The 21,642-nt window shown below is 64.3% G+C and carries 24 protein-coding genes; 15 read left to right on the forward strand and 9 right to left on the reverse strand.

The window, feature by feature from the left end; genetic code table 11:
* The first annotated feature begins 13 nt into the window (after positions 1-13).
* The 7 genes from MJ601_RS20065 to MJ601_RS20095 all read left to right on the forward strand — a co-directional run bounded on the left by MJ601_RS20065 (position 14) and on the right by MJ601_RS20095 (position 3,846).
* Complete coding sequence (locus MJ601_RS20065; RefSeq protein ID WP_242129953.1) at positions 14-496, forward strand: copper chaperone PCu(A)C; 483 nt, start codon at positions 14-16, stop codon at positions 494-496.
* Positions 493-957, forward strand: a complete 465-nt coding sequence (locus tag MJ601_RS20070) for a vgr related protein (protein ID WP_242129955.1) — start codon at positions 493-495, stop codon at positions 955-957. Before MJ601_RS20065 ends, MJ601_RS20070 begins: the two co-directional genes overlap by 4 nt.
* A 96-nt stretch (positions 958-1,053) precedes the next feature.
* Complete coding sequence (locus tag MJ601_RS20075) at positions 1,054-1,230, forward strand: hypothetical protein (RefSeq protein ID WP_242129962.1); 177 nt, start codon at positions 1,054-1,056, stop codon at positions 1,228-1,230.
* A 40-nt stretch (positions 1,231-1,270) separates the two neighbouring features.
* Entirely contained in the window at positions 1,271-1,624 is a 354-nt protein-coding gene (locus MJ601_RS20080; RefSeq protein WP_242129964.1) for a hypothetical protein, read from the forward strand.
* Between the two features lie 74 nt (positions 1,625-1,698).
* On the forward strand, positions 1,699-2,361 hold the full coding sequence (locus MJ601_RS20085) for a peroxiredoxin (RefSeq protein ID WP_242129966.1): 663 nt from the start codon (positions 1,699-1,701) through the stop codon (positions 2,359-2,361).
* 6 nt (positions 2,362-2,367) lie between these two features.
* Complete coding sequence (locus tag MJ601_RS20090) at positions 2,368-3,402, forward strand: MBL fold metallo-hydrolase (RefSeq protein WP_242129975.1); 1,035 nt, start codon at positions 2,368-2,370, stop codon at positions 3,400-3,402.
* Between the two features lie 78 nt (positions 3,403-3,480).
* Positions 3,481-3,846, forward strand: coding sequence for a hypothetical protein (locus tag MJ601_RS20095; RefSeq protein ID WP_242129977.1), 366 nt, complete (start codon positions 3,481-3,483; stop codon positions 3,844-3,846).
* 196 nt (positions 3,847-4,042) lie between these two features.
* On the opposite strand, the gene MJ601_RS20100 is transcribed toward MJ601_RS20095, so the two are convergent.
* Complete coding sequence (locus tag MJ601_RS20100; RefSeq protein ID WP_242130038.1) at positions 4,043-5,080, reverse strand: S66 peptidase family protein; 1,038 nt, start codon at positions 5,078-5,080, stop codon at positions 4,043-4,045.
* Between the two features lie 61 nt (positions 5,081-5,141).
* On the opposite strand from MJ601_RS20100, the gene dapE reads away from it, so the two are divergent.
* Entirely contained in the window at positions 5,142-6,284 is a 1,143-nt protein-coding gene (dapE, locus tag MJ601_RS20105) for a succinyl-diaminopimelate desuccinylase (RefSeq protein ID WP_242129986.1), read from the forward strand.
* A 4-nt stretch (positions 6,285-6,288) separates the two neighbouring features.
* Here dapE and MJ601_RS20110 read toward each other — a convergent pair whose 3' ends face one another.
* The 4 genes from MJ601_RS20110 to MJ601_RS20125 all read right to left on the reverse strand — a co-directional run bounded on the left by MJ601_RS20110 (position 6,289) and on the right by MJ601_RS20125 (position 10,548).
* Positions 6,289-7,968 carry a putative bifunctional diguanylate cyclase/phosphodiesterase gene (locus MJ601_RS20110; RefSeq protein ID WP_242129988.1) on the reverse strand — a complete coding sequence of 560 codons (1,680 nt, stop codon included), beginning with the start codon at positions 7,966-7,968 and terminating at the stop codon, positions 6,289-6,291.
* A gap of 97 nt (positions 7,969-8,065) precedes the next feature.
* The gene (locus MJ601_RS20115) at positions 8,066-8,599 is read right to left on the reverse strand and encodes a Smr/MutS family protein (RefSeq protein ID WP_242129990.1); all 534 of its coding nucleotides are present in this window, start codon (positions 8,597-8,599) and stop codon (positions 8,066-8,068) included.
* Between the two features lie 24 nt (positions 8,600-8,623).
* The gene (gene mltA, locus MJ601_RS20120) at positions 8,624-9,895 is read right to left on the reverse strand and encodes a murein transglycosylase A (RefSeq protein WP_242129993.1); all 1,272 of its coding nucleotides are present in this window, start codon (positions 9,893-9,895) and stop codon (positions 8,624-8,626) included.
* Positions 9,892-10,548, reverse strand: coding sequence for a Tim44/TimA family putative adaptor protein (locus tag MJ601_RS20125; RefSeq protein WP_242130047.1), 657 nt, complete (start codon positions 10,546-10,548; stop codon positions 9,892-9,894). Before MJ601_RS20125 ends, mltA begins: the two co-directional genes overlap by 4 nt.
* A gap of 187 nt (positions 10,549-10,735) precedes the next feature.
* On the opposite strand from MJ601_RS20125, the gene secB reads away from it, so the two are divergent.
* The 4 genes from secB (at position 10,736) to MJ601_RS20145 (ending at position 14,712) form a co-directional block, all read left to right on the forward strand.
* Positions 10,736-11,233: a protein-export chaperone SecB gene (gene secB / locus MJ601_RS20130; protein ID WP_242129994.1), complete on the forward strand. Its 498-nt coding sequence runs from the start codon at positions 10,736-10,738 to the stop codon at positions 11,231-11,233.
* 20 nt (positions 11,234-11,253) lie between these two features.
* Complete coding sequence (gene murJ, locus MJ601_RS20135; RefSeq protein ID WP_242129996.1) at positions 11,254-12,843, forward strand: murein biosynthesis integral membrane protein MurJ; 1,590 nt, start codon at positions 11,254-11,256, stop codon at positions 12,841-12,843.
* 15 nt (positions 12,844-12,858) lie between these two features.
* Positions 12,859-13,863: a tryptophan--tRNA ligase gene (trpS, locus tag MJ601_RS20140; RefSeq protein WP_242129999.1), complete on the forward strand. Its 1,005-nt coding sequence runs from the start codon at positions 12,859-12,861 to the stop codon at positions 13,861-13,863.
* Positions 13,864-14,061: 198 nt separating this feature from the next.
* The gene (locus tag MJ601_RS20145; protein WP_242130001.1) at positions 14,062-14,712 is read left to right on the forward strand and encodes a DUF4136 domain-containing protein; all 651 of its coding nucleotides are present in this window, start codon (positions 14,062-14,064) and stop codon (positions 14,710-14,712) included.
* A 99-nt stretch (positions 14,713-14,811) separates the two neighbouring features.
* Here MJ601_RS20145 and MJ601_RS20150 read toward each other — a convergent pair whose 3' ends face one another.
* From MJ601_RS20150 to mutM, 4 genes are all read right to left on the reverse strand, one after another.
* Complete coding sequence (locus MJ601_RS20150) at positions 14,812-15,417, reverse strand: peptidylprolyl isomerase (RefSeq protein ID WP_242130003.1); 606 nt, start codon at positions 15,415-15,417, stop codon at positions 14,812-14,814.
* Between the two features lie 32 nt (positions 15,418-15,449).
* Entirely contained in the window at positions 15,450-16,862 is a 1,413-nt protein-coding gene (gene dnaA / locus MJ601_RS20155; protein ID WP_242130014.1) for a chromosomal replication initiator protein DnaA, read from the reverse strand.
* Between the two features lie 429 nt (positions 16,863-17,291).
* Entirely contained in the window at positions 17,292-17,555 is a 264-nt protein-coding gene (gene rpsT, locus MJ601_RS20160; protein ID WP_242130016.1) for a 30S ribosomal protein S20, read from the reverse strand.
* 120 nt (positions 17,556-17,675) lie between these two features.
* A complete protein-coding gene (mutM, locus tag MJ601_RS20165; protein WP_242130025.1) occupies positions 17,676-18,488 on the reverse strand; it encodes a bifunctional DNA-formamidopyrimidine glycosylase/DNA-(apurinic or apyrimidinic site) lyase in 813 nt (270 codons plus the stop codon).
* A gap of 221 nt (positions 18,489-18,709) precedes the next feature.
* Between mutM and MJ601_RS20170 the strand changes: the two genes are divergently transcribed.
* The 3 genes from MJ601_RS20170 to MJ601_RS20180 all read left to right on the forward strand — a co-directional run bounded on the left by MJ601_RS20170 (position 18,710) and on the right by MJ601_RS20180 (position 21,572).
* Positions 18,710-19,441 carry a class I SAM-dependent methyltransferase gene (locus MJ601_RS20170; RefSeq protein ID WP_242130026.1) on the forward strand — a complete coding sequence of 244 codons (732 nt, stop codon included), beginning with the start codon at positions 18,710-18,712 and terminating at the stop codon, positions 19,439-19,441.
* A gap of 62 nt (positions 19,442-19,503) precedes the next feature.
* A complete protein-coding gene (gene ubiB, locus MJ601_RS20175) occupies positions 19,504-21,045 on the forward strand; it encodes a 2-polyprenylphenol 6-hydroxylase (RefSeq protein WP_242130035.1) in 1,542 nt (513 codons plus the stop codon).
* Positions 21,046-21,131: 86 nt separating this feature from the next.
* On the forward strand, positions 21,132-21,572 hold the full coding sequence (locus MJ601_RS20180; protein WP_242130036.1) for a hypothetical protein: 441 nt from the start codon (positions 21,132-21,134) through the stop codon (positions 21,570-21,572).
* Positions 21,573-21,642: the final 70 nt, after the last annotated feature.

The raw sequence follows: 21,642 nt of genomic DNA on the forward strand, positions 1-21,642 counted from the left end.
GAAGCCCCTGGCCATGCGCGCATTTCTACCCCTGATCGCCCTTGCCACCCCGCTGGCGCTCGGCGCCTGCGGCGACCCCGCGCCCACCTATATCGACCAGGCCTGGATACGCCTCAGCCCCAACAAGGATACGCCCTCCGCCGGTTATTTCGTGGCGCATGGCGGCGACGCGGCCACCAGGCTGCGCGGCGTCCTGACCGACTATGCGCTCAAGGTCGAGATGCATGAGAGCATGAGCGAGGGCAGCGGCAAGGGGGCCATGATGACGATGAAGCCGCTCGACAGCGTCGACATCCCCGCCAAATCGACCGTCGCCTTCGCGCCGGGCGGCAAGCATCTGATGCTCTGGGGCGTCAACGACACGGCGATCAGCCGGGGCAAGATGACGCTGACCTTCTTGCTGGCCAATGGCGACCGGCTGCTGGTCGACGCCATCATCCAGAAGCCCGGCGCGGACGCCCCCGCTCCCAAGGCCGACGAGCATAAGGACCATTGACCAGCCGTCCGCTGACCCAGGCGGAAACCGCCCTCGCCCGATCGGTCTTCGGATCGGCCGTCGACTATGGGCGGGTGCGGCTGCATCGGGGCAAATGGTGGCCCTTTCATCCGAAAAACGTCACCATGGCGCCCGACGGCGACATCTGGTTCCACCCGGACAGTGACGCCTTCTGCGCGGATTTCTGCGCGGGGCCGCTGCATCTCCAGGGACATTTCATCCATGAGATGACCCATGTCTGGCAGGCCCAGCGCGGCGGCCGCTTCTATCTGCCGCTGATGCGCCACCCCTTCTGCCGCTATCGCTACCGGATCGTGCCGGGCCGGCCCTTCCGCCGCTATGGGCTGGAACAGCAGGCGGAGATCGTGCGCCATGCCTTCCTGCTGCGCCACGGCCAGACGATAGCGGGCAAGCCGCCGCTGCCGGTCTATGAGGCATTGCTGCCGTTCGGCACCGGTTGAGCCGCCGAAACGCCTCTTATCAGGGACATACCGACCACAACCCCCTAGGCCTCGTCCAATTCCGCCGTAAAAGTAGAGGTAAAGGGAGGATCAACCATGGATATCGACGGCAACGACACTGTGTCCGAGCGGGCGGAACTGCATTTCCTCGCCGCGCTGGTCGATGAACTGATGCGCAAGCTGCTCATCGCGGGCGTCCTGAGCCAGGCGGAGCTCAACGACATCGAACGCGCCGTGTCGCAAAGGGTCGGCCACCCGCCGCGCGCCTGGTAATCCTGTTCCGCCACGCCGTCCTGCGCTATGCTGCGGGCCGATGCGTGCGCCCCTCGCCCTTCTTCCCCTGGCGGCCTTTCTCGCCACCCCTGCCCTCGCGCGGGCGCCCGATCGCACGGGCCATTATTATCTGCGCGGCGTCATGGAGACCGGCTCCGAACTGCTGCTCCGCGCGGATGGCCGCTTCCAATGGTATCTGGTCTATGGCGCGCTCGACCTGTTCGCGGAAGGCAAATGGGCCGAAAAGGACGGCACCGTCACCCTGACCGCCGAAAGGACGAAGGACGTCCCCGAACCGGGTTTCCAGACACTCGCCCTCACTGTCAGGGACAAGGCCCTGATCCCGCCCGACGGCCAGGGCGCCTATGTCCGTCCGGAGGATGAGAAGGAATAATATCCTCCACGCCCGCGCCATGCTAATTTCGGGGCGCCCGCGCTGCGGGCCCGAGTCTTGAATGGGAGAGGATCATGACGCTCTCGATCGGCAGCAAGGCCCCCGACTTCACCGCACAGACCACGCAAGGGCCCATCCGCTTTCACGAATGGCTGGGTGACGGCTGGGGCATCCTCTTTTCGCACCCGAAGGACTTCACCCCCGTCTGCACGACGGAACTGGGCTATCTCGCCCGTCTGGCGCCGGAATTTGCCAGCCGCAACTGCAAGGTGATCGGCCTGTCGGTCGACCCGGTCGGCCATCATGACCGCTGGCTGGGCGACATCAAGGCCGCGACCGGCGGCGAAGTCACCTATCCCATCATCGGCGACAGCGATCTCAAGGTCGCGCAGGCCTATGAAATGCTCCCCGCCAGCGCCGGGGACAGCAGCGAAGGCCGCACCGCCGCCGACAATCAGACCGTGCGCACCGTCTATCTGATCGGCCCCGACAAGCTTATCAAGGCGATGTTGAGCTATCCCATGAGCAGCGGCCGCAATTTCGACGAGGTGCTGCGCCTGCTCGACAGTTGCCAGCTCACCGCCAGGCACAAGGTCGCGACGCCGGTGAACTGGAAATGGGGCGAGGATGTCATCATCGTTCCCGCCGTGTCGGACGAGGAGGCGAAGGAGCGCTTCCCCGAAGGGTGGACCAGCGTCACTCCCTATCTGCGCGTCGTCCCCCAGCCCCAGGATTAGCGGCCGATGTTCTTCGCGGCCTTCCAGGATGGCGAAGGATGCAAATCCTACATCATCGCCAACGAGGCCTGCGCCGCCGCGGCCATCATCGACCCGGCGCTGGACCTGGTCGACCGCTATCTGGGCGAGGTGGCCAGGCAGGGGCTGCGCGTCCGCTACATCATCGACACCCATACCCATGCCGATCATTTCTCCGGCGCGCGAGCGCTGCGGGAGGCGTTGCACGCGCCGATCGTCATGCACCGCCATGCCCCCGCCCCCTATGTCGACATGCATGTGGAGGACGGCCATTCGCTCCCCTTGGGCGACATGCGGATGCGCATCCTCCACACGCCCGGCCACACCCGCGATTCCATGTGCCTCCATATCGAGGATCGCGTGTTCACGGGGGACACGTTGCTGATCGGCGGCACGGGACGCAGCGACCTGCCCGGCGGCGATCCGGCGCAGCTCCATGACAGTCTGTTCCACAAGCTGCTCGAACTGCCCGACGACACGCTGGTCTTCCCCGCGCACAACTATAAGGGCCGCGAGGCGTCCACCATCGGCGCCGAGCGCTCCGGCAATCCCCGCCTCGCCAGGACCGGCCAGGGCGATTTCGTCACGCTGATGAACAGCCTCAACCTTTCCGCCCCCAGCCACCTGACCGAAGCGCTGCGCACCAACATGTCGGGCGGCAAGACCGTGCGCCAGTTGCTGGCCGAAGCGGGCGCCAGGGTGCCCTTCATGGCGATGGACGAACTGCTCCGCCGCCTTGACCTGCGGACCAATGATTTCGTGATCCTCGACGTGCGCGAAAAGGACGCCTTCGCCGCCGGCCATGTGCCGGGCGCCATCCATTTGCCGCGCGGCCAGCTCGAACTGCGCGTCAACGAAGTCCTCCCCGACCCCAGCGTGGAGGTTCTGACGGTCTGCGAACTGGGCAAGATCTCCACGCTGGCGGCGGCGACGCTGCACGAACTGGGCTTCAACCGCGCCACCGCGCTCGACGGCGGCATGGCCGCCTGGCGAGAGAGAGGAAATCCGCTGGAAGAAAGCTGACTGGCAAAATCGACCATTTTTGCCGTTCACGGACCATTTTGGCTTGCCTGGAACAGGTCGATGATTCAGCATCGTTGAATGGGTGATCGAAGTCTGACGTTCCGCCAGCATTTTAGCCGGGCAGCCCTGTATCTCGTTATTCTCATCAGTCCGATTGGAGCCCCATTGGTGGGCTTCCTAATTTCAGCTGCTTGTCCGGACGATCTGACGGTTGCTCCGGACGGGCCGTTCGCTCTGGGCTTTAGCCACTGTGGCCTCCCAAGGCCTCTTGAGCATTTCTACCAATCGGCAATCTTCCTGCCGATTGTGATGTTTGCGCGCGCGGGACTGACTTTAAGCGGATGTTTGTCACTGCTCTGGATCGTCACGGCCATCGGAATTGCGGCCTTGTTCGTCCGGCATCTGCTCCGAGCGTTATCGTATATTACCATCGAGCGCCTTTAAACGTGCAAATAGGAACGGCGGCTTTCGCGAAATTGCAGACCATCCGTTTGCCACCAGCTCAAGCCATTCCGGCATTTTTTCCTGTCCTACACACCCCCACTCACGCTAAACCGCCCCCGGCTCTTTGAAATCGAAAATCCCTCGGAAAACCGCGCTTTTACATAGTCTCCATAGTGTCACCTATGTCACCCAGATCCTATTGGACGGCGGCTTCCAGCAGACGGATCGTCCCTGCATCGGCGTCGATCTCCGCCCGGCACCCGACCGGCAGGCTGAACTGGCTGGCGATATGACCGAACAGCGCGCCCTGGAAGGACGGCACTTTCAGCGTTCCCAGATGCTGCTGCAACACCTCCGACAGCGTAAAGCCGCCATAGGAAGCCCCGCTCGGCCCGCAATCGGTGCATTGGCCGAACACCACGCCGGCGACCTTCCCCAGCACCCCGGCCAGCGAAAGCTGCGTCAGCATCCGGTCGATCCGGTAGGGCTGCTCGCTGACATCCTCGATGAACAGGATCGCGCCCTCGAAGTCCGGTACCCAGGGCGTGCCCATCAGCGTCGACAGGACGGTCAGGTTCCCGCCCAGCAGCCGTCCGCTCGCCTTTCCGCCCCGAAAGGTGCGGATGCGCCCGCTCCGCTGCACCAGCCGGTCCTCATGCCCCTCCGGATTGGCGAGCGTCGGCGTCGCCCCATCGAAAGCCACCGCGCGAAAGGCGTCCCAGGAAAAGCGGGGCCAACTGCTCGCCGCATTGGGGCCGTGGATAGTGACGAACCCCGCCCGCGCGGCAAAGGCCAGATGCAGCGCGGTGATGTCGGAAAAGCCGACCAGCAGCTTGGGATGGGCCCGGATCTTCGCAAAGTCGAGATAGGGCAGGATGCGCGCACAACCCCAGCCGCCCCGGGTCGCGAACACCGCCCGCACCTCCGGATCGGCGAACATCGCATTGACGTCCGCCGCCCGGTCCGCGTCGGTTCCCGCCAGATAGCCATAGCGCTCCACCAGATGCTTCGCGGGCTTGGGCTTCAACCCCATGGCGGCGACCGTCTCCTTGACCAGATCGAGGTCGAAGGCGTCATCGGTAAAACCCGCCGGCTCCACCAGCCCGACCGTGTCGCCGGGCCTCAGCCGGGGCGGCTTCACGATCCGGGCATCAGGTCCGGCCGGAGCCGCAGCCAGCGCTTTCGGAACCACCATCGCCGCGCCCAACGCGGCCATCAACCCCCGCCGATCCATGCTCAAAGACTGCTCCCTGCGCTCTTTTGCAAGCCACTGGAAAATGTTTTAGGGCACCGCCATGACCATGACCAGCACCGATGCCGACCCGATCCGCCTGGCCGAAAGGCTGATCGCCGCCCCGTCCATCACACCCGCGACGGGGGAGGTTTTCGCGGTCCTGGAAGCGATGCTGAAGCCGCTTGGCTTCACCGTCGACCGCTTCGTGACCGGCGAGGCGCCCGACGGCCCGGTCGAAAATCTGCTGGCATGGCGGACGACCGGCCCCGGCCCGCATTTCGCCTTTGCCGGGCACCTGGACGTGGTGCCGCCCGGCAATGGCTGGACCAGCGATCCCTTCACGCCGCAGACGCGGGGCGACCTGCTTTTCGGCCGGGGCGCGGTCGATATGAAGGGCGCCATCGCCGCCTATGTCGCCGCGCTCCACGATCTGCCCGACGACCTGCCCGGCACGATCAGCCTCATCATCACCGGCGATGAGGAAGGCGCGGCGGTCTATGGCACCCTCGCCCTGATGGACCGGATGGCCGCTCACGGCCTGCGTCCCGACCTCTGTCTGGTGGGTGAGCCGACCTCTTCCCGGCGGCTGGGCGACGTCATCAAGATCGGCCGGCGCGGTTCGGTCAACATGTGGATCAATGTGGCCGGTACCCAGGGCCATGTCGCCTATCCGCATCTGGCCGACAATCCGATCCCGCGCCTCGTCCGCATCCTCTCCGCCATCGATGCCATCGTGCTGGACGAGGGCAATGAGTGGTTCCAGGCGAGCAATATCGAAATCACCGATCTGGACGTCGGCAATCCCACCACCAACGTCATCCCCGCCTCCGCCCAGGCCCGCATCTCGATCCGCTTCAACAACGAACATGGCGGCGCCGAACTGGTCGAGCGGATCACCGCCCTTGCGGCCAGGGAAGGCGGCACGGTGGAAGCCCGGATCAGCGGCGAACCCTTCCTGACAGAGCCGGGCATGCTGTCGGATCTGGTCGCTGGCGCGATCCGGGAGGTCACAGGGGTGGAGGCGGAGCTGTCCACGACCGGCGGCACTTCGGACGCGCGCTTCCTTTCGCGGCTGTGCCCGGTGGTGGAATTCGGCCTGAACAACGCAACCATGCACAAGCTGGACGAAGCCGTCGCACTGGCCGATCTGCGCGATCTTGCGAAAATCTACCGCCTGGTCACGCAGCGCGCCTTGCAGGGCTGAGGGGTCAGACCGACCGGCGCTCCGGCAGCGCCGCCGGCAGGGCAAAGCGGGCGAGATAGTCCGCCTCGCCCGTTGGCCGCGCCAGATGATAGCCCTGGAACAGCGTGCAGCCGATCACCCGCAGCATCTCCATCTGCGCTTCGGTTTCCACGCCCTCGACCACGACCTCCATGCCCAGCCCCTGAATCAGCCCGACGACCGCACTGCAAATCGTCCGGGCCTCGGCGGAAACGGCAATATCGCGCACCAGGCTGCGGTCGATCTTCACCCGATCGACCGGCAGGTCGCGCAAGCGCGACAGGTTGGAATAGCCTGTCCCGAAATCATCGATGGCGACCCGAACCCCGTCCCGCTGCAAGGCACGAAGCTGATCGCGCGTCCGGGTCTTCATCTCCATCGCCAGCGATTCGCTGATTTCCAGCTCCAGCATGGCGGCCGGCGCCCGATGCGCGTCCATGGCATGGCGCAGCCGCATGAAGAAATCCGCCTGACCCAGTTCGCGGGGAGAAATATTGATGGCGATACGTTGCCCGACACCCGCCTGCGCCCAGCGCGCCGCCGTTTCGCAGACCCGGCCCATTACCCAATCGCCCAGCGCCACGATCGCGCCGCTTTCCTCCGCCACCGGGACGAAGGAACCGGGCATGACCAGATCCCGTTCCGGATGCGCCCATCGCACCAGCGCTTCGGCGGTGACGGCCCGCCCGCTCCCGACTTCGATCTGCGGCTGGAACTCCAGCAGAAATTCATCGCGTTGCAGGCCAAGCAGCAGATCGCGCTCCAGTTCCGCCCGATCCGCCGCCTCCAGCGCCAGTTCGGCCGTGAACATCTCCGCCCGGTTCCGGCCCTGATGCTTGGCATGGTACATCGCTATGTCAGCCGAGCGGAGCAGAGCGGGCAGGGTATCGCCATGCTCCGGATAACAGGCGATGCCGATCGAAGCGCCCAGATCGACATGACGGCTGCCCAGGTCGAAGCGTTCGCCCAGCGCGAACTGGATCGCGCGCGCAACCCGGCTGGCGGCTTCCACATCGGTCAGGGTGGGCACGAACAGCGTGAACTCATCCCCCGCCAACCGGCCGATCAGGGCGTCGCCGAAGCCTGCGCTCGCCTGCGCCATCGCCACTTCACGCAAGCGGCCCGCCACACGCGCCAGCAACTGGTCGCCCGCCGCATGGCCCAGCGTGTCGTTGACATTCTTGAAGCCATCGAGATCGATGAAGAACAGCGCGGCCAGTCCTTCCTCTCTGCGTTCGGCCAACGTCCGTTCGACCTGGCGACAGAAGCTGGTGCGATTGGCAAGGCCCGTCACCTGGTCGAACAGAGCGAGCGCCTGCACATGGTCGAGATTGGTACGGACCTGGCTGAACAGGCTTTCCATCGCCACCGAAAGATCCGGCAATTCCTTCCCGATATCAGCAGGTACGACGGATTGCAGGTCGCCATGCGCGGCAGCCAGCAGCCGTTCGACCGCCTTGTCGATGGCGCTGGCCGTGGTGGCCACGGTCCGCCGCGCGGAAGCCCAGCTCAACGTGCCGCACAGGATTGCGATGATGAGGGACCGGCCGATGCCGTCCATATCCGTCGCCTGCTCCTGACCCAGCACGAGCGACAGGATGAACACCAGCGCCCCAGCGGCGCAGGCGAAAGCAGTGGCGCGGCTCGTCAATGTCACGCCTTGCATGTGTCTCCCTGCCTTCAGCCGGTCGGGCGTTGAACTGGAGCAGCCGGATATGAAGGACAGTGGTTAAGAAAAGGTCAGTGGAACCGGCCAAAAAGCCCTATTTTTTGCGTCGCAAAATGATGTAGAGCGCACCGTCGCCCCCATGGCGCTGATGCGCGATCCTGACGCTGGCGATACGGTCGGCATAGCTGCTGGTTTCCAGCCAGTGGCCTATTTCGCCCCGAATGGCGCCACGACGCGATTCCCCGTGGGAGGAACCGCTTTTCGGCGGCTTGCCGGTGACCACGAGCAGCACGCGCACATCGCGGAACCATGCCGCAGCCAGCGCCTGGTTAAGCCGCATATGCGCCGCCGCCAGGCTGTGCCCATGCAGATCGATGCTCATGTCCGGGACCAGATTTCCGCTACGGATTCTGCGTTCCCAACCCGAATCCAGAACGGGCGATGGCGTGCGCGCCGGCGCTGCGAACAAGGTCTGAAGGGGAGGTTTCGTTAACCCTGTTGGCCTAGGGGTCGCGACAGATGCTGCAGGCTGCGCGGCTGCCCGTACACCTGGCCGCAGCGGCTTCACCGATTTGGTGAGGGCAGTCCAGAGCGCCTGTTCTTCGGGGGAAAGAGGTCGCCGGGCCATGGCAAAAGGATCAACCTGGCGGGATCAGTTCTGGCCCAGCCGCGCGGCCGATCCGATCGGCAGCAGGACCAGCGCGCTGCCCCGGGCCGACATGCCTCCGGCAACGGCCCGCGCATTGTCACCCGCTCCCCAGAAACTGTCGAAGCGGTTGGCGCCCTTGATCGCGCCTCCGGTATCCTGCGCGATCCAGATGCCATTGGGTTCGGCGCGGTCGAGCGACAACAGCACCGGCGCGCCCAGCGGCACATATTTGGGGTCCACTGCAACGGTCGCTTCGGGCGTCACCGCCACGCCCATGGCGCCGAGCGGGCCAGCGCCGGTCAACTCGCGGAAGAAGACGAAGCTCTTATTCTCGTCCATGATCGCCCCGCCCTCTTCCGGATGAGCCCGCAGCCAGGTCATGATGTCCTGCATCGACCCGGCCTGGATCAGGCCGCGATCCTTCATCAGCTTGCCGATGCCGGTATAGTCGCGGCCGTTCTGCCCATCATAGCCGATGCGCATCACGCCGCCGTCGGGCAGCCGCAGCCGTCCGCTGCCCTGCACCTGAAGGAAGAAGAATTCGATCGGATCGGCGGCCCAGGCCAGTTCCAGCCCCTTGCCAGCCAGCGACCCATTGACGATCTGCGCCCGCTCGTCAAATGGCACGAAATTGCTGCCGTCCACCTTGCCGCGAATGGTCTTGCCCTTCAGGCTGTCGCTGAAAAGGCCGAGATTGACGTCGATCAGATTAGGCGGGCGACGGTAGATCGGCACCTCATAGCCGGGCTGGCGTGTTCGCGATCCGGCGATTTCGGGTTCATAATAGCCGGTGACGAAAGCCGTTCCCGGTCCCACCTGCACGGCTTCGAAATAGCGGGAGAAAAATTCGCTGGCCGACGCTTCCGGCCAACTGGATGCCGCCGCACAGGCGTTGTTCCAGTCCGATCCGCTGGTAAGGCCGCTCTGGTCGGCGCGCTTCATCAGCGACGGGCAGGACAGGCGGAAGGCCTGCAACGCCTTGCGGGAACGTTCGCCGGAGGGGATCAGGGTCGCGATATCGGGACCACGCGTAATTCCCACGCTGACGGCGTTGGCGGTATCGGCCGGGACGGTCGTGGAAGGCGTGACCGGCAGCGTCGGCCGGGGCGTCGCCGGGATGGGACGGGCCGCCGTTTCTTCCCCGCCGCGGGGCGGTCGCGCGGGGACCGGACCGCTCGCACCGGGCGGTATCACACCGCCCGCACAGGCAGACAGCAGCAACGCTGCGGCCAGAGTTCCCCCCGTCCGCGTTCCACCCAGGGACCGCAGGCTCATGCCGCCTCGTCGGTCTCGCTCAATTTCCAGTTGGGATCCGTGCTGCGCAGATCGCGAGTGAAGGTCCATATGTCGTTGGTGCCGACAGCATCGGTCAGCGACCCGGCGATGACCTGCCCATCCCTGTCGCGCGTCACGGCCGCGATATCAGCCTCGAAACGCAGCGAAATCTCCGCGTTGCGGCCATTGACGCTGGCATCGATGATCTGCGCCTTCTCGATCCGCACCAGACGATTGTCCAGGACATGCCCTTCAGCTTCGCGCGCGGCGATCGCCTGCTCGAAAGACGCGAGCACATCGGCATCGCAAAGCCATTCCAGTTCCTGCCGGTCGCCGCGCCAAAAGGCTTCGAGCACCATCTTGTAGGCAGCCTTCGCGCCTTCGACAAATTGGGGCACATCGAAACTGCGGTCCGTCGCGATCAGGGCGCGGACACCCGCCTCACCACCCGGCGCGATCAGGCCATCGGCCAAACGCACCGAATCGCCCGCCATTTCCGGCATCGGCCGAGGCTGAACGATCGTCACCTTGGCACGTTCCTCTGCCGGACGGGGGGCCGGCTCCTGCTCATGCCCCGTGCGCTTCCCAAGCACGGAATAGAGCCGAAGCGCCAGGAAACCGGCAATCATGGCGAGGATGACGATCACATACACGGGGGCAGGCACCCTTTGAGCTGAATCTTGAACTGTAACGCGACCAACATAGGCATGTTTCCCCGCATATTCAAATGGCCGCTTTGCGCGAGGTGCATTGCCCCGTCCTGTCGACCCTGTTAAGCGCGCGGATCGAACATCGGGCGGGCATTCCGCCCGCCAGCCAATGATAACCCAGGGAAACAAGATGGCCGAGGAAGCCGATATCATCCAGACCAGCGGCAATGGGGCCGACACCGGCCCGCAGATCGCGCTGATCAGCCAATATGTGAAGGATCTGTCGTTCGAAAACCCGAACGCACCGGCGGTCTACCAGTGGCAGGACCAGCCGCAGATCGACGTGCAGTTCAATATCGGCGCGGACAAGGTGGGCGAGGAAGTCGTCGAAGTGTCGCTGAAGGTGGAGGTCAAGGCGACCGCGCCGCAAGGCACCGCCTTCGCCGTCGAACTGGTCTACGCCGCGATCTTCGGCATGCGCAACGTGCCCGAAGACCAGATGCAGCCCTTCATGCTGGCCGAAGCGCCGCGCCTGATCTTCCCCTTCGCCCGCCGTGTGCTAGCCGACGCGATCCGCGACGGCGGCTTCCCACCGCTGCTGCTCGACCCGATCGATTTCGGCGGCCTTTATGTGCAGCAGGCGCAGGCCATGGCGCAGACCGCGGGCGAACCGGCCGGTCACGCCTGAGCTGATCGGGGTTTTAGGATATGAAACTGGTGCGAGCGCTTGGCTCGGTCGGCGGGCTGACGCTCGCCAGCCGGGTGCTCGCGCTGGTACGGGATTCGCTGGCGGCGCGCTATGTCGGCGCGGGCTTCGCGTCGGACGCCTTCAACGGCGTCGCCTTCCGGCTTCCCAACATGTTCCGCGCGCTCTTCGCCGAGGGCGCCTTTTCCGCCGCCTTCATTCCGATGTTCAACCGCAAGGCTGCGGGACCCGGCGGGATCACGGAAGGCTATCATTTCGCCGAGCGCGCTCTGGCGGTGCTGCTGCCGGTATTGGTCGTCTTCACGGCGCTGCTGATCGCGGCGGCCTGGCCGATCACCTGGGCGCTTTCAGGCGGCTTTTCCCGGCAGCATCCGACTGCGGATCAGTTCGCCTTCGCGGTGATGCTCTCGCGCATCACCCTGCCCTATCTGGCGCTCATCAGCCTTGCCTCGCTGCTGGGCGGCATATTGAATTCGCTCGACAAATTCTGGGTGAATGCAGCGGCGCCGATCTTGCTCAACGTCGCGATGATCGCGGGTCTGTGGCTGTTCCACGGCAACGAATATGAAACCGCGCGGGTACAGGCGATTTCCGTCACCGTGGGCGGCGCGCTGCAACTGCTCTGGCTGATCTGGGCCTGCCGCCGGGCGGGCGTGTCGATGAAGCTCAAGCGGCCGCGCTTCGACGCCGATGTGAAGGAATTGCTGCGGCTGATCGTCCCGGCGGCGGCGGGCGCGGGCGCGTCGCAGATCAACCTGTTGATCTCCACCGCCCTGTCGGGCTGGCTGCTCGCGTCGGGTTCCATCACCTATATCTATTATGCCGACCGGCTGAATCAGTTGCCGCTGGGGCTGATCGGCATCGGGCTTGGCACGATCCTGCTGCCGACCATATCCCGCCTGCTTTCGACCGGGCAGGAACAAGTGGCGATGGACACCCAGAATCGCGGCATCGAACTGGCGCTGTTCCTGACCCTGCCTGCCACCGTCGCCTTCATCACCGTGGCCGAACCGATCGTGCGCGGGCTGTTCCAATATGGCCGCTTCACGGTCGAGGATGCGCAGCGCTGCGGATGGGCCTTATCGGCCTTTTCCATCGGCCTGCCATCCTACGTGCTCGTGAAAGTGCTGACGCCCGGCTATTATGCGCGCGGCGACACGAAGACGCCGGTGCGCTATGCGATGCTGTCGATCCTCATCAACATCATTGGCAACTTCCTGCTGATCCCCCTGCTGGGCCGGGTGGGCATGGGCCATGTCGGACCGCCGCTGGCGACGGCACTCTCCTCGACCGTCAATGTCGCCATGCTCTATTCGACGCTGGTCAGACGCGGGCATTTCGCCGCCGACGTCCAATTGCGGCGGCGCCTGCCCCGCCTCGCGCTGGCCGCAGTCGCCATGGGCGTGGCGCTCTATGCGGGCGAGGGTCTGCTCGATCCCTGGCTGGGCGGCGTGATGCTGAAGCGCTATGTGGCGCTGGCCGTGCTTGTCGGTGTGGGCATCGCGCTGTACGGCGTGGCCTGTTTCGTGACAGGCGCCTACCGGCTGTCCGACCTCAAGGCGCTGATGCGCCGCAAAAGTGCAACCTCGTAAAGAACGGATCAAGACATGCGCGTCCTTTCCGGCATCCAGCCGACCGGCAATCTGCACCTGGGCAATTATCTGGGCGCGATCCGCAACTGGGTGCGGATGCAGGATGAGATGACCGGTGATGCGCAATGCTTCTTCTTCCTCGCCGACATGCACTCCATCACCGTGCATGAGGGACGCGAACAGCGCATCCGCAACGTCCGCGACATGGCGGCCGCGCTGGTCGCCGCCGGAATCGACCCCGATCGCTCCGTCCTCTTCAACCAGGCGCGGGTGCCCGCGCATGCGGAATTGTGCTGGCTGCTGAACGGCACCGCGCGGATCGGCTGGCTCAACCGCATGACCCAGTTCAAGGACAAGGTCGGCAAGGATCGCGAGGGCGCCTCGATCGGCCTGTTCGTCTATCCGGTGCTCCAGGCGGCGGATATCCTCGTCTACAACGCCACCCATGTGCCGGTGGGGGAGGATCAGAAGCAGCATCTGGAACTGGCGCGCGACATCGCCACCAAGTTCAACACCGATTTCGGCGTCGAACTCTTCACCCTGCCCGATCCGATCATCCCCAGGGAATCGGCGCGCATCATGTCGCTGCGCGACGGCACCGCGAAAATGTCGAAGTCCGATCCCAGCGACATGAGCCGCGTCAACCTGACCGACGATGACGATGCGATCGTGCAGAAGGTGAAGAAGGCAAAGACCGATCCCGAACCTCTGCCCGAAACGGCAGAAGGGCTGGCGGGCCGTCCGGAAGCCAACAATCTGGTCGGCATCTATGCCACGCTGTCCGGCACGACCGCCGACGCCGTCTGCGCCGAATTTGCGGGCAAGGGCTTCGGCGCGTTCAAGCCTGCGCTGGGCGAACTGCTGGTGGAAACGCTGCGCCCGATCCGCACCCGCTTCATGGAACTGCGCACGGACGACGCGGCGCTCGACGCGATCCTGGAAAAAGGCGCGGCAAAGGCGGCGGCAGCGGCTGACCCGACCTTGCGCGCGGCCTATGACGCCATGGGCCTGATGCGTTAATATCACAGCCGCCGGGAAAGGCGTAGTCTTGCCCTTCCCGGTGACGGAATAATCAAGCCCGCGCCGTCGTAGGGATGGCAGGACATGGTTTGCGCCCGTTCGCCCGTTTCGCGCGTTCAAACGATGTTCAGTTGCGTTTTGCTATGGCAGGGCGCAAGATGTTTCGCAGGCGTAGTGCCTGATACAGGACGCAGAAAAATGATCCGTTTCAACAAGATCAGCCTGATTGCAGCGCCCGCTTTGGCGCTGGTGGCGCTGTCGGGCTGCGCGACTTCCTTCAAGGCGGATGTCGCTCGTTTCCAGCAACTCCCCGCGCCTGCGGGGCAGAGTTTCACCATCGTCGCGGACGATCCGCGTCTCGCCGGTGGTCTTGAATTTTCGCATTATGCCGATCTGGTCGGACAGCGTCTGACCCAGACCGGCTATGTCGCGGCCGGCGATCCGGCGCGTGCCGACCTGATCGTTCGCGTTGCCTATGGTGTCGACAATGGCCGGGAGAAGGTACGTTCCACCGGTATTGGCGCTCCCGATCCCTTCTTCTACGGCGGTTGGGGCTGGCGCGGGCGTTGGGGCCGCCCCTGGGGTTATGGCTTCTATGATCCCTGGCTGTTTGGCCCCGGCGGCTATAACGACATCAGCAGCTATACCGTCTATACCAGCGATCTCAGCATGAAGATCGACCGCGCCGCCGACAATCGCCGCCTGTTCGAGGGCAAGGCGTCGGCGCAGTCCCTGTCGAACAAGCTGACCTATCTGGTTCCCAACCTGATCGACGCGATCTTCACGGGCTTCCCCGGCCAGAATGGCGAGAATGTGAAGATCACCCTGCCGCCTGAAAAGAAGGGCTGAAGGCAACCACGCAAAGGGCGGCTCCCAGCTTCGCCCCTTATGGCCCGGCGGTCGTGGATCGCCGGGTTTTCTTTGAAATCGTGACAGGATGATCCTGGATCAAGGAATCCGGCGGGCGGACAGGATCTTTACCGGTTGCTCGAGCATCTGGCCCTTCATCACGCCTTCGCCAGCAGTTGCGGATTTGGGTGCCACCAGAATCGCTTTCACCACATCCATGCCTTCGACGACATGGGCGAAAACGGCAAAGCCCTGATTGTCGCCCGTCGCTTCGGGATGGGCGTCCATCCCCGGCATCCTGCCCAGCACGATGAAGAAGTCGCCCGTGGCGCTGCCCGGTGCATAACGGGCCATGGAGAGTGCCCCGTCATCATGGGTCAGACCGGTCTGGGTCGTCGGCTCGTGCCTGATCGGCGGCAGAATGCGTTTCGGGTCATTCTGTGCCCCGCCCTGCACGAACCCATAGTCGACCGTACCGACGCTCCGATAGAATTGGGTACCATCCAACCGCTTCTGGTCGACATAGCGGAGGAAATTGGCGGCGGTTACCGGCGCCTTGGCGATATGCACGGCCACAAGTATGCGCCCGGCACTGGTTTCAAGCGCCACCCGCACATCAGCCGGCACGGAAGACGGCGACGGTTGGGCAACAGCAGGCGCCAAGGTGAGGAAGGCGGCGAGGAAAAGGGCGAACTGTCGGATCATGGCATCAAGCCTAGTCCAAAGCCGCGCTCCTGTCAGCTTTCGAGCTGGCGCTGGAGCGCGCGGATATCAGCATCGATGTCCGGATTGCTTTCCCGCAACTGCTCGATCGTACGGACCGCATGAATGACGGTGCTGTGATCGCGGCCGCCAAAGATTCGTCCGATTTCCGGCAGGGAGCGCGGCGTCATCTTCTTGGCCAGATACATCGCCACCTGGCGCGGGCGCGCGACAGCGCGGGCCCGGCGCTTGGAGCGCATTTCCGCCGCATCGATCTTGTAATGGGCGGCGCAAACCTTCTGGATCTCGTCCACCGTGATCCGGCGCGCATTGGCGCGGACCGCGTCCGCCAGCATGCTCTGGGCAAATTCCAGATCGATCGAACGACCGGTAAGCTGGCCATAGGCGATCAGCTTGTTGAAGGCGCCTTCCAGTTCGCGGACATTAGAGCGGATCGAACGCGCCAGAAAATCCACCACGGCGTCGGGCACGGGCGGGTCACCGGCAATCGCGCGCTTGGCTTCCAGGATCGCAAGGCGCAGGTCGAGGCCCGCCGGACGGATATCGGCCACCAGTCCTCCCGCCAGACGGGACAGGATACGCGCGTCAATGGCATCCAGCATCTGCGGCGCCCGGTCGGCGGTGACGACGATCCGGGCTCCCGCGTCGATCAGGTCGTTGATCGTGTGCAGAAACTCTTCCTGCGTCGATCCCTTGCCAGCGATGAACTGAATGTCGTCGATCAGCAGCAAACGGGCTGCCCGCAGCCGCGCCTTGAACATCATGGTCTCGTTCGCGCGCATGGCGTTCACAAATTCCATCATGAAGCGTTCGGCCGACATGTAGAGCACCGGCGCCGCAGGCGAATGGGCGGAGAAGGCCTGGGCAATGGCATGCAGCAGATGGGTCTTGCCCTGCCCGGTGCTGCCATGGATGAACAGAGGGCTGAAACGCGGCGGCTTCTCGCCGGCCATTGCCTGAGCCGCGGAAAAGGCGAGATGGTTGGTCTCGCCGGTCACGAAATCGACAAAGCTGTGGCGCGGCTGAAAATTCGACGCGGGCGCCTGGGGAAGGCTGGCTGCATCCGGAACCGGCGGCGTTTCGGCCTGCGGCAATTCCAGGACGCGCGGGCCAACCGCATTGGGCGCCCGTCGAAGCCGCACCTCTCGCACGCCCGCTCCGGCGCAGCGCCATGCCATGCGCAGCCGGTCGCCAAACTGGCCGGATACGAAATTGGCCGTGAAGTCGGAAGCGAACAGCAGATCGAGCGTCTGCGATTCGGGGCAATAGTCGCCCAGTTGCGCAGCCTTCAGCCACTGGTCGAACATGCGCACGCCGATGTCGCGACGCAGGCCGGCGCGAATGGTCGCCCAGGCAGTCTCCAGGCGCGCGTTTTGCTGCGTGTCGAGACCGCTCAAACTTCCTATCACTGCCGCAATATCCTTCATAAACAGTCGACCCCCATCAACTGCACCCCTGTAGGCAGGAGCAATTCAAGACGCAGAAAACCGTTTCGGGAAAGCCCCAGCTTCCCAAGCTTCTTGCATCATCTAACCTTCTGACGGCCGCCGGAAATTCGATTCGAATGGCGGCCAGAGGGTGAAAATAGACAGGCCTTCTTTGCCGGATCAAGGGCCGGAGACGTCAAAAATGTGAAATAAAGCCGTTGACTCAGCAAATCCGCAGAAAAGGCCACTTTCATAAATTTTCTATATATTTCAGTGATTTACGGAAATGAAGAAAAGGGAAATTCGCTCGAATCGCGGGAAATCCGGGCATTGTCAAAAATGACCGTTCCATGAACGAAACGTGAAAAGCCCGCCCCGCACGAATGCGGGGCGGGCGCTATGGCGAGCTGACGATGATCGGGCGGGCTGTTAGCCGAGCGCGCTGACGCGCTTCGTCAGGCGGCCGAACTTGCGGGCCGCGGTGTTCTTGTGCAGGACGCCGCGAGCGACGCCGCGGGCGAGTTCCGGCTGGACCGACTGGAGCGCCGTGGCCGCAGCAGCCTTGTCGCCGGCGGCGAGGGCGGTTTCGACCTTCTTCACCAGGGTGCGGATCCGGCTGATGCGGGCGCCGTTGATTTCGGCGCGGCGGGCGTTGCGGCGGATGCGCTTCTTGGCTTGCGGCGTATTGGCCATTTACTGTCCTCGGTTCTCGTCAAATCTCGTGAAAAGAGCCTGTCGGAATCGCCAACCGGCTCTCGTGAAGGTGCGCCCCATACAGGGGAAGCGGGAGAGCGTCAACTGCTGAGCACCGCGCTATTTCTGGCATTTCGGGCAGAAAAAGGTCGATCTGCCGCCATCCACCCGGCGGCGAATGAGCGCGCCGCAGGAGCATGGCTCCCCTTCCCGGCCATAGACTCGCCATTGTTTGGAGAAATAGCCCAGTTCCCCGTCGGGCCGCGCATAGTCGCGCAGGGTCGATCCCCCTGCGGCGATCGCCGCGCTCAACACCGCCCGAATCGAGTCGACCAGCAGGGCGAGTCGCGCGCGGCTGATCCTGCCCGCCGCGTGCGTGGGGGCGATGCCCGCCATGTGGAGCGCTTCGCAGACATAGATGTTGCCAAGCCCGGCGACGACGCGCTGGTCGAGCAGCGCCGCCTTGATCGAGGTCGCCTTGCCCTTGAGCGCGGCCGCCAGGCTTGCCGCATCGAAATGGGGACCGAGCGGTTCCGGACCCATGCGGGTAAAGGGGTTGTAGCTTTCCCATGCATCGCTGCGGACCAGATCGAGCGAGCCGAACCGCCGAGGATCGTTCAACGAGAGCAGCCGCCCCGCCCCGGTCTCGATCAGCAGATGGTCGTGAGCGCCGATTTCCGAAGGATCGATCCGCCAGCGGCCCGACATGCCCAGATGGAAGATCAGTGTGTCGCCGCGGTCGGTGCCGATCAGGCCATATTTGGCGCGGCGCGAAAGGGCGGTGACGGTGGCGCCGGTCAGCCGCTGGCGCAGGTCGACCGGGATCGGCCAGCGCAGATCGGCGCGCCGCGGCTCGACACGGGTGAGGACGGCGCCGTCCAGGACGGAGCGCAGGCCTGCGACAGTGGTTTCGACTTCGGGAAGTTCAGGCATCGGACGCTCGGATCAGGGTGACATAGGTGACACGACAGGGGTGATATGATGGCCATGTGGAAAACAGCATGGGGCCGCCGGTCTCCCGCAGGCTTACCCGACCGCTGTAGCGCCGATGGCCGCCTGTAGGACAGAGAAAATCGGGCGGCGGCGGCCCTGGGACATTTTAGCCCGTCTGGGGTGTTTCCTCCGGGCTTCAAAATGCTCTAGAGCGTGCCGCCATGAGTGAAACCGCTTCCTTTGGCTATCGCGATGTCGAAGCCGCCGAAAAGCAGGGGATGGTCCGCGCCGTCTTCTCCAATGTGGCGTCCAAATATGACCTGATGAACGACGCCATGTCGGCGGGCGCGCATCGGCTGTGGAAGGACCAGTTCGTCAATCGCGTGAAGCCGCGCCGGGACGAACGGATCCTCGACATGGCGGGCGGCACCGGGGACATTGCGTTCCGCATGCACAAAGTTGGGGCGCAGGTCACCGTGTCCGACATCAATCCGGAGATGCTGGCCGTCGGCGTCGAGCGGGCGAGGAAGAAGGGCCTGGAAGGGCTGATCTGGTCGGAACAGAATGCGGAAGAACTGAGCTTCGGCGACCGGGAATTCGACGCCTATACGATCGCCTTCGGCATCCGCAACGTGACGCATATCGACAAGGCGTTGCGGGAAGCGCACCGGGTGCTGAAATATGGCGGACGCTTCTTCTGCCTGGAATTTTCGACCACGACCTGGCCGGGCTTTTCGGATGTCTATGACGTCTATTCGCACCGGCTGGTGCCCAAGCTGGGCAAGCTGCTGGCGGATGACGAGGACAGCTATCGCTACCTGATCGAATCGATCCGCCGCTTTCCGCCCATGCCGGAGTTCGAGCGGATGATCCGGGAAGCGGGCTTCGTCCAGACGAAGGTCGAGCCGATCCTGGGCGGACTGGTCGCGATCCATTCGGGCTGGAAGATTTGATGGCTTTGGACATGTTTTTCCCCTCCCCGGCCCCTTCCCGCAAGCGGGAGGGGAGCCGGTAAGTGCCTTCCCACATCACGCATATCTGGCGGCTGCTGAAATGGGGCCGCACGCTGGCGCGCCATGGCGCCCTGACCGGGATCGAGCGCGATCCCTTCACGCCCGCGCCGGTACGGCGGCTGGTGCGGGTGGCGCGGTTCGGCGCGCGCGTGCCCAGGCAGCCGCGCTATGCCGATGCGTTCCAGGCCATCGGTCCCGCCGCGATCAAGCTGGGGCAGACGCTGGCGACGCGGCCCGACTTGGTGGGCGACGAGGCGGCCAATGACCTGCTGCGCCTGCAAGACGCGCTGCCGCCCGTGCCCTTCGGCACCATCCGCGCGCAGATCGAGCAGAGTTTCGGGCGGCCGCTGGAGGCGCTCTACAGCCGTTTCGACGAGGAGCCGGTGGGCGCGGCCTCGATCGCGCAGGTGCATCGTGCGGTGACGGCCGAGGGGCGCGAAGTGGCGGTGAAGGTGATCCGCCCCGGCGTCATCGACCAGTTCAACCGGGATATCCAGACCTATGAATGGGCGGCCGCCCATGTCGAGATGCTGGGCGGCGAGGTGGCGCGGCTGCGGCCCCGGCTGGTGATCGCGAACATGAAGCGCTGGACCGCGCGCGAGCTGGATTTGCGGCGCGAGGCGGCATCGGCCTCCGAACTCGGCGAAGCGATGGAGGCGATGCCCGGCTATCGCGTGCCCGCGATCGACTGGGACCGCACCAGCGGCAAGGTCATGACCATGGAGTGGGTCGACGGGATCAAGATTTCCGACCGGGACGCGCTGATCGCCGCCGGGCATGATGTGAAGGAGATCGCGGCCCGGCTGGTCAACGCCTTCCTGCGGCAGGCGATCGCCGAAGGTTTCTTCCACGCCGACATGCATCAGGGCAATCTGTTCGTCTGCCCCAATGGCGACATCGTCGCCATCGACTTCGGCATCATGGGGCGGATCGACCGGCGGGCGCGCATGTGGCTGGCGGAGATTCTCTACGGCCTCATCACCGGCAACTACAAACGCGTGGCGGAGATTCACTTCGAGGCGCAATATGTGCCGGGGCATCATAATGTCGAGGAGTTCGCGACGGCCCTGCGCGCCGTGGGCGAGCCGATGCGCGGCAAGCCGGTGCGGGAATTGTCGGTCGGCGGGATGCTGGATGGCCTCTTCGCCATCACCCGCGATTTCGACATGCAGACCCAGCCGCATTTGCTGCTGCTGCAAAAGACCATGGTGATGGTGGAGGGCGTGGCGACCTCGCTCGATCCCGACATCAACCTGTGGGAGACGAGCGGACCCTATGTGAAGGAGTGGCTGCGGTCCGAACTGGGGCCGGAGGCGAAGGCAGCCGATGCGCTGATCGAGAACTGGCGCATCCTGCAACGGCTGCCGGGGCTGGTGAAGCGGATCGAGGAGGCGTTTCCGGAGAAAGGCGGCGCACCGCCGCCGCCGCCACTGGCCGAGGTGCGGCTGATCCGCGTTGGCGCCGGGTGGCGTTATATGGTGGTAGCATTGCTGGCGGGCGTTGTGGGCGCGGGTGCCATGGCGGCGGTGTTGAGATTTTGGTAAGGGCTGGTTGCGACCAATGGCGGACGTAAAAGGAGATTTGCAGCTTCCTATATAGCGGACATTCCTATCAGGTGCATAATGCCAGTATGACTTCTGCCCGCGCAAATCTGATAGCTATGCTTGAGCGGGTTGCTGACGGCGGTGACGTTACCGCAAATGAACTTGATAGAGCGATACCCGACCCGCTAGTCCTTGATGAGCGAGAGAAGGCTGCATGGGAGGAACTAAGTCATTGGGCTGATGACGACGACATCCGCGCCAAGGATACCCAATATGCTGCGTCCAAGCGCGAATGGATGCGAGGACATTTATCGACATTGCGAGATAGCGACTGGCATCCACATCCACCGTCATCGCGCCAGCGGATCAAGGTAGGCATATGGCTTGCTTTGTTTCTGGTTAGTGAAGCGAGCTATCAACTCGGTTGGGGCATCTTCGGTGGATATGACAAGCAGGTATCCATTGCGCTGCTGGTCATCGGACTTTGGATCATGCTGCCCATGCTCGGATCACTCAAACGACACTAAATTTTTGTTCACGCTCGCTGAGCGTTTATGTCAGCAAACTATCTCACGCTGTCGGGCACCGGATTGTCAG

Origin of the sequence: Sphingobium trunci, from assembly GCF_022664535.1 — a bacterium.
Taxonomy (GTDB): domain Bacteria; phylum Pseudomonadota; class Alphaproteobacteria; order Sphingomonadales; family Sphingomonadaceae; genus Sphingobium.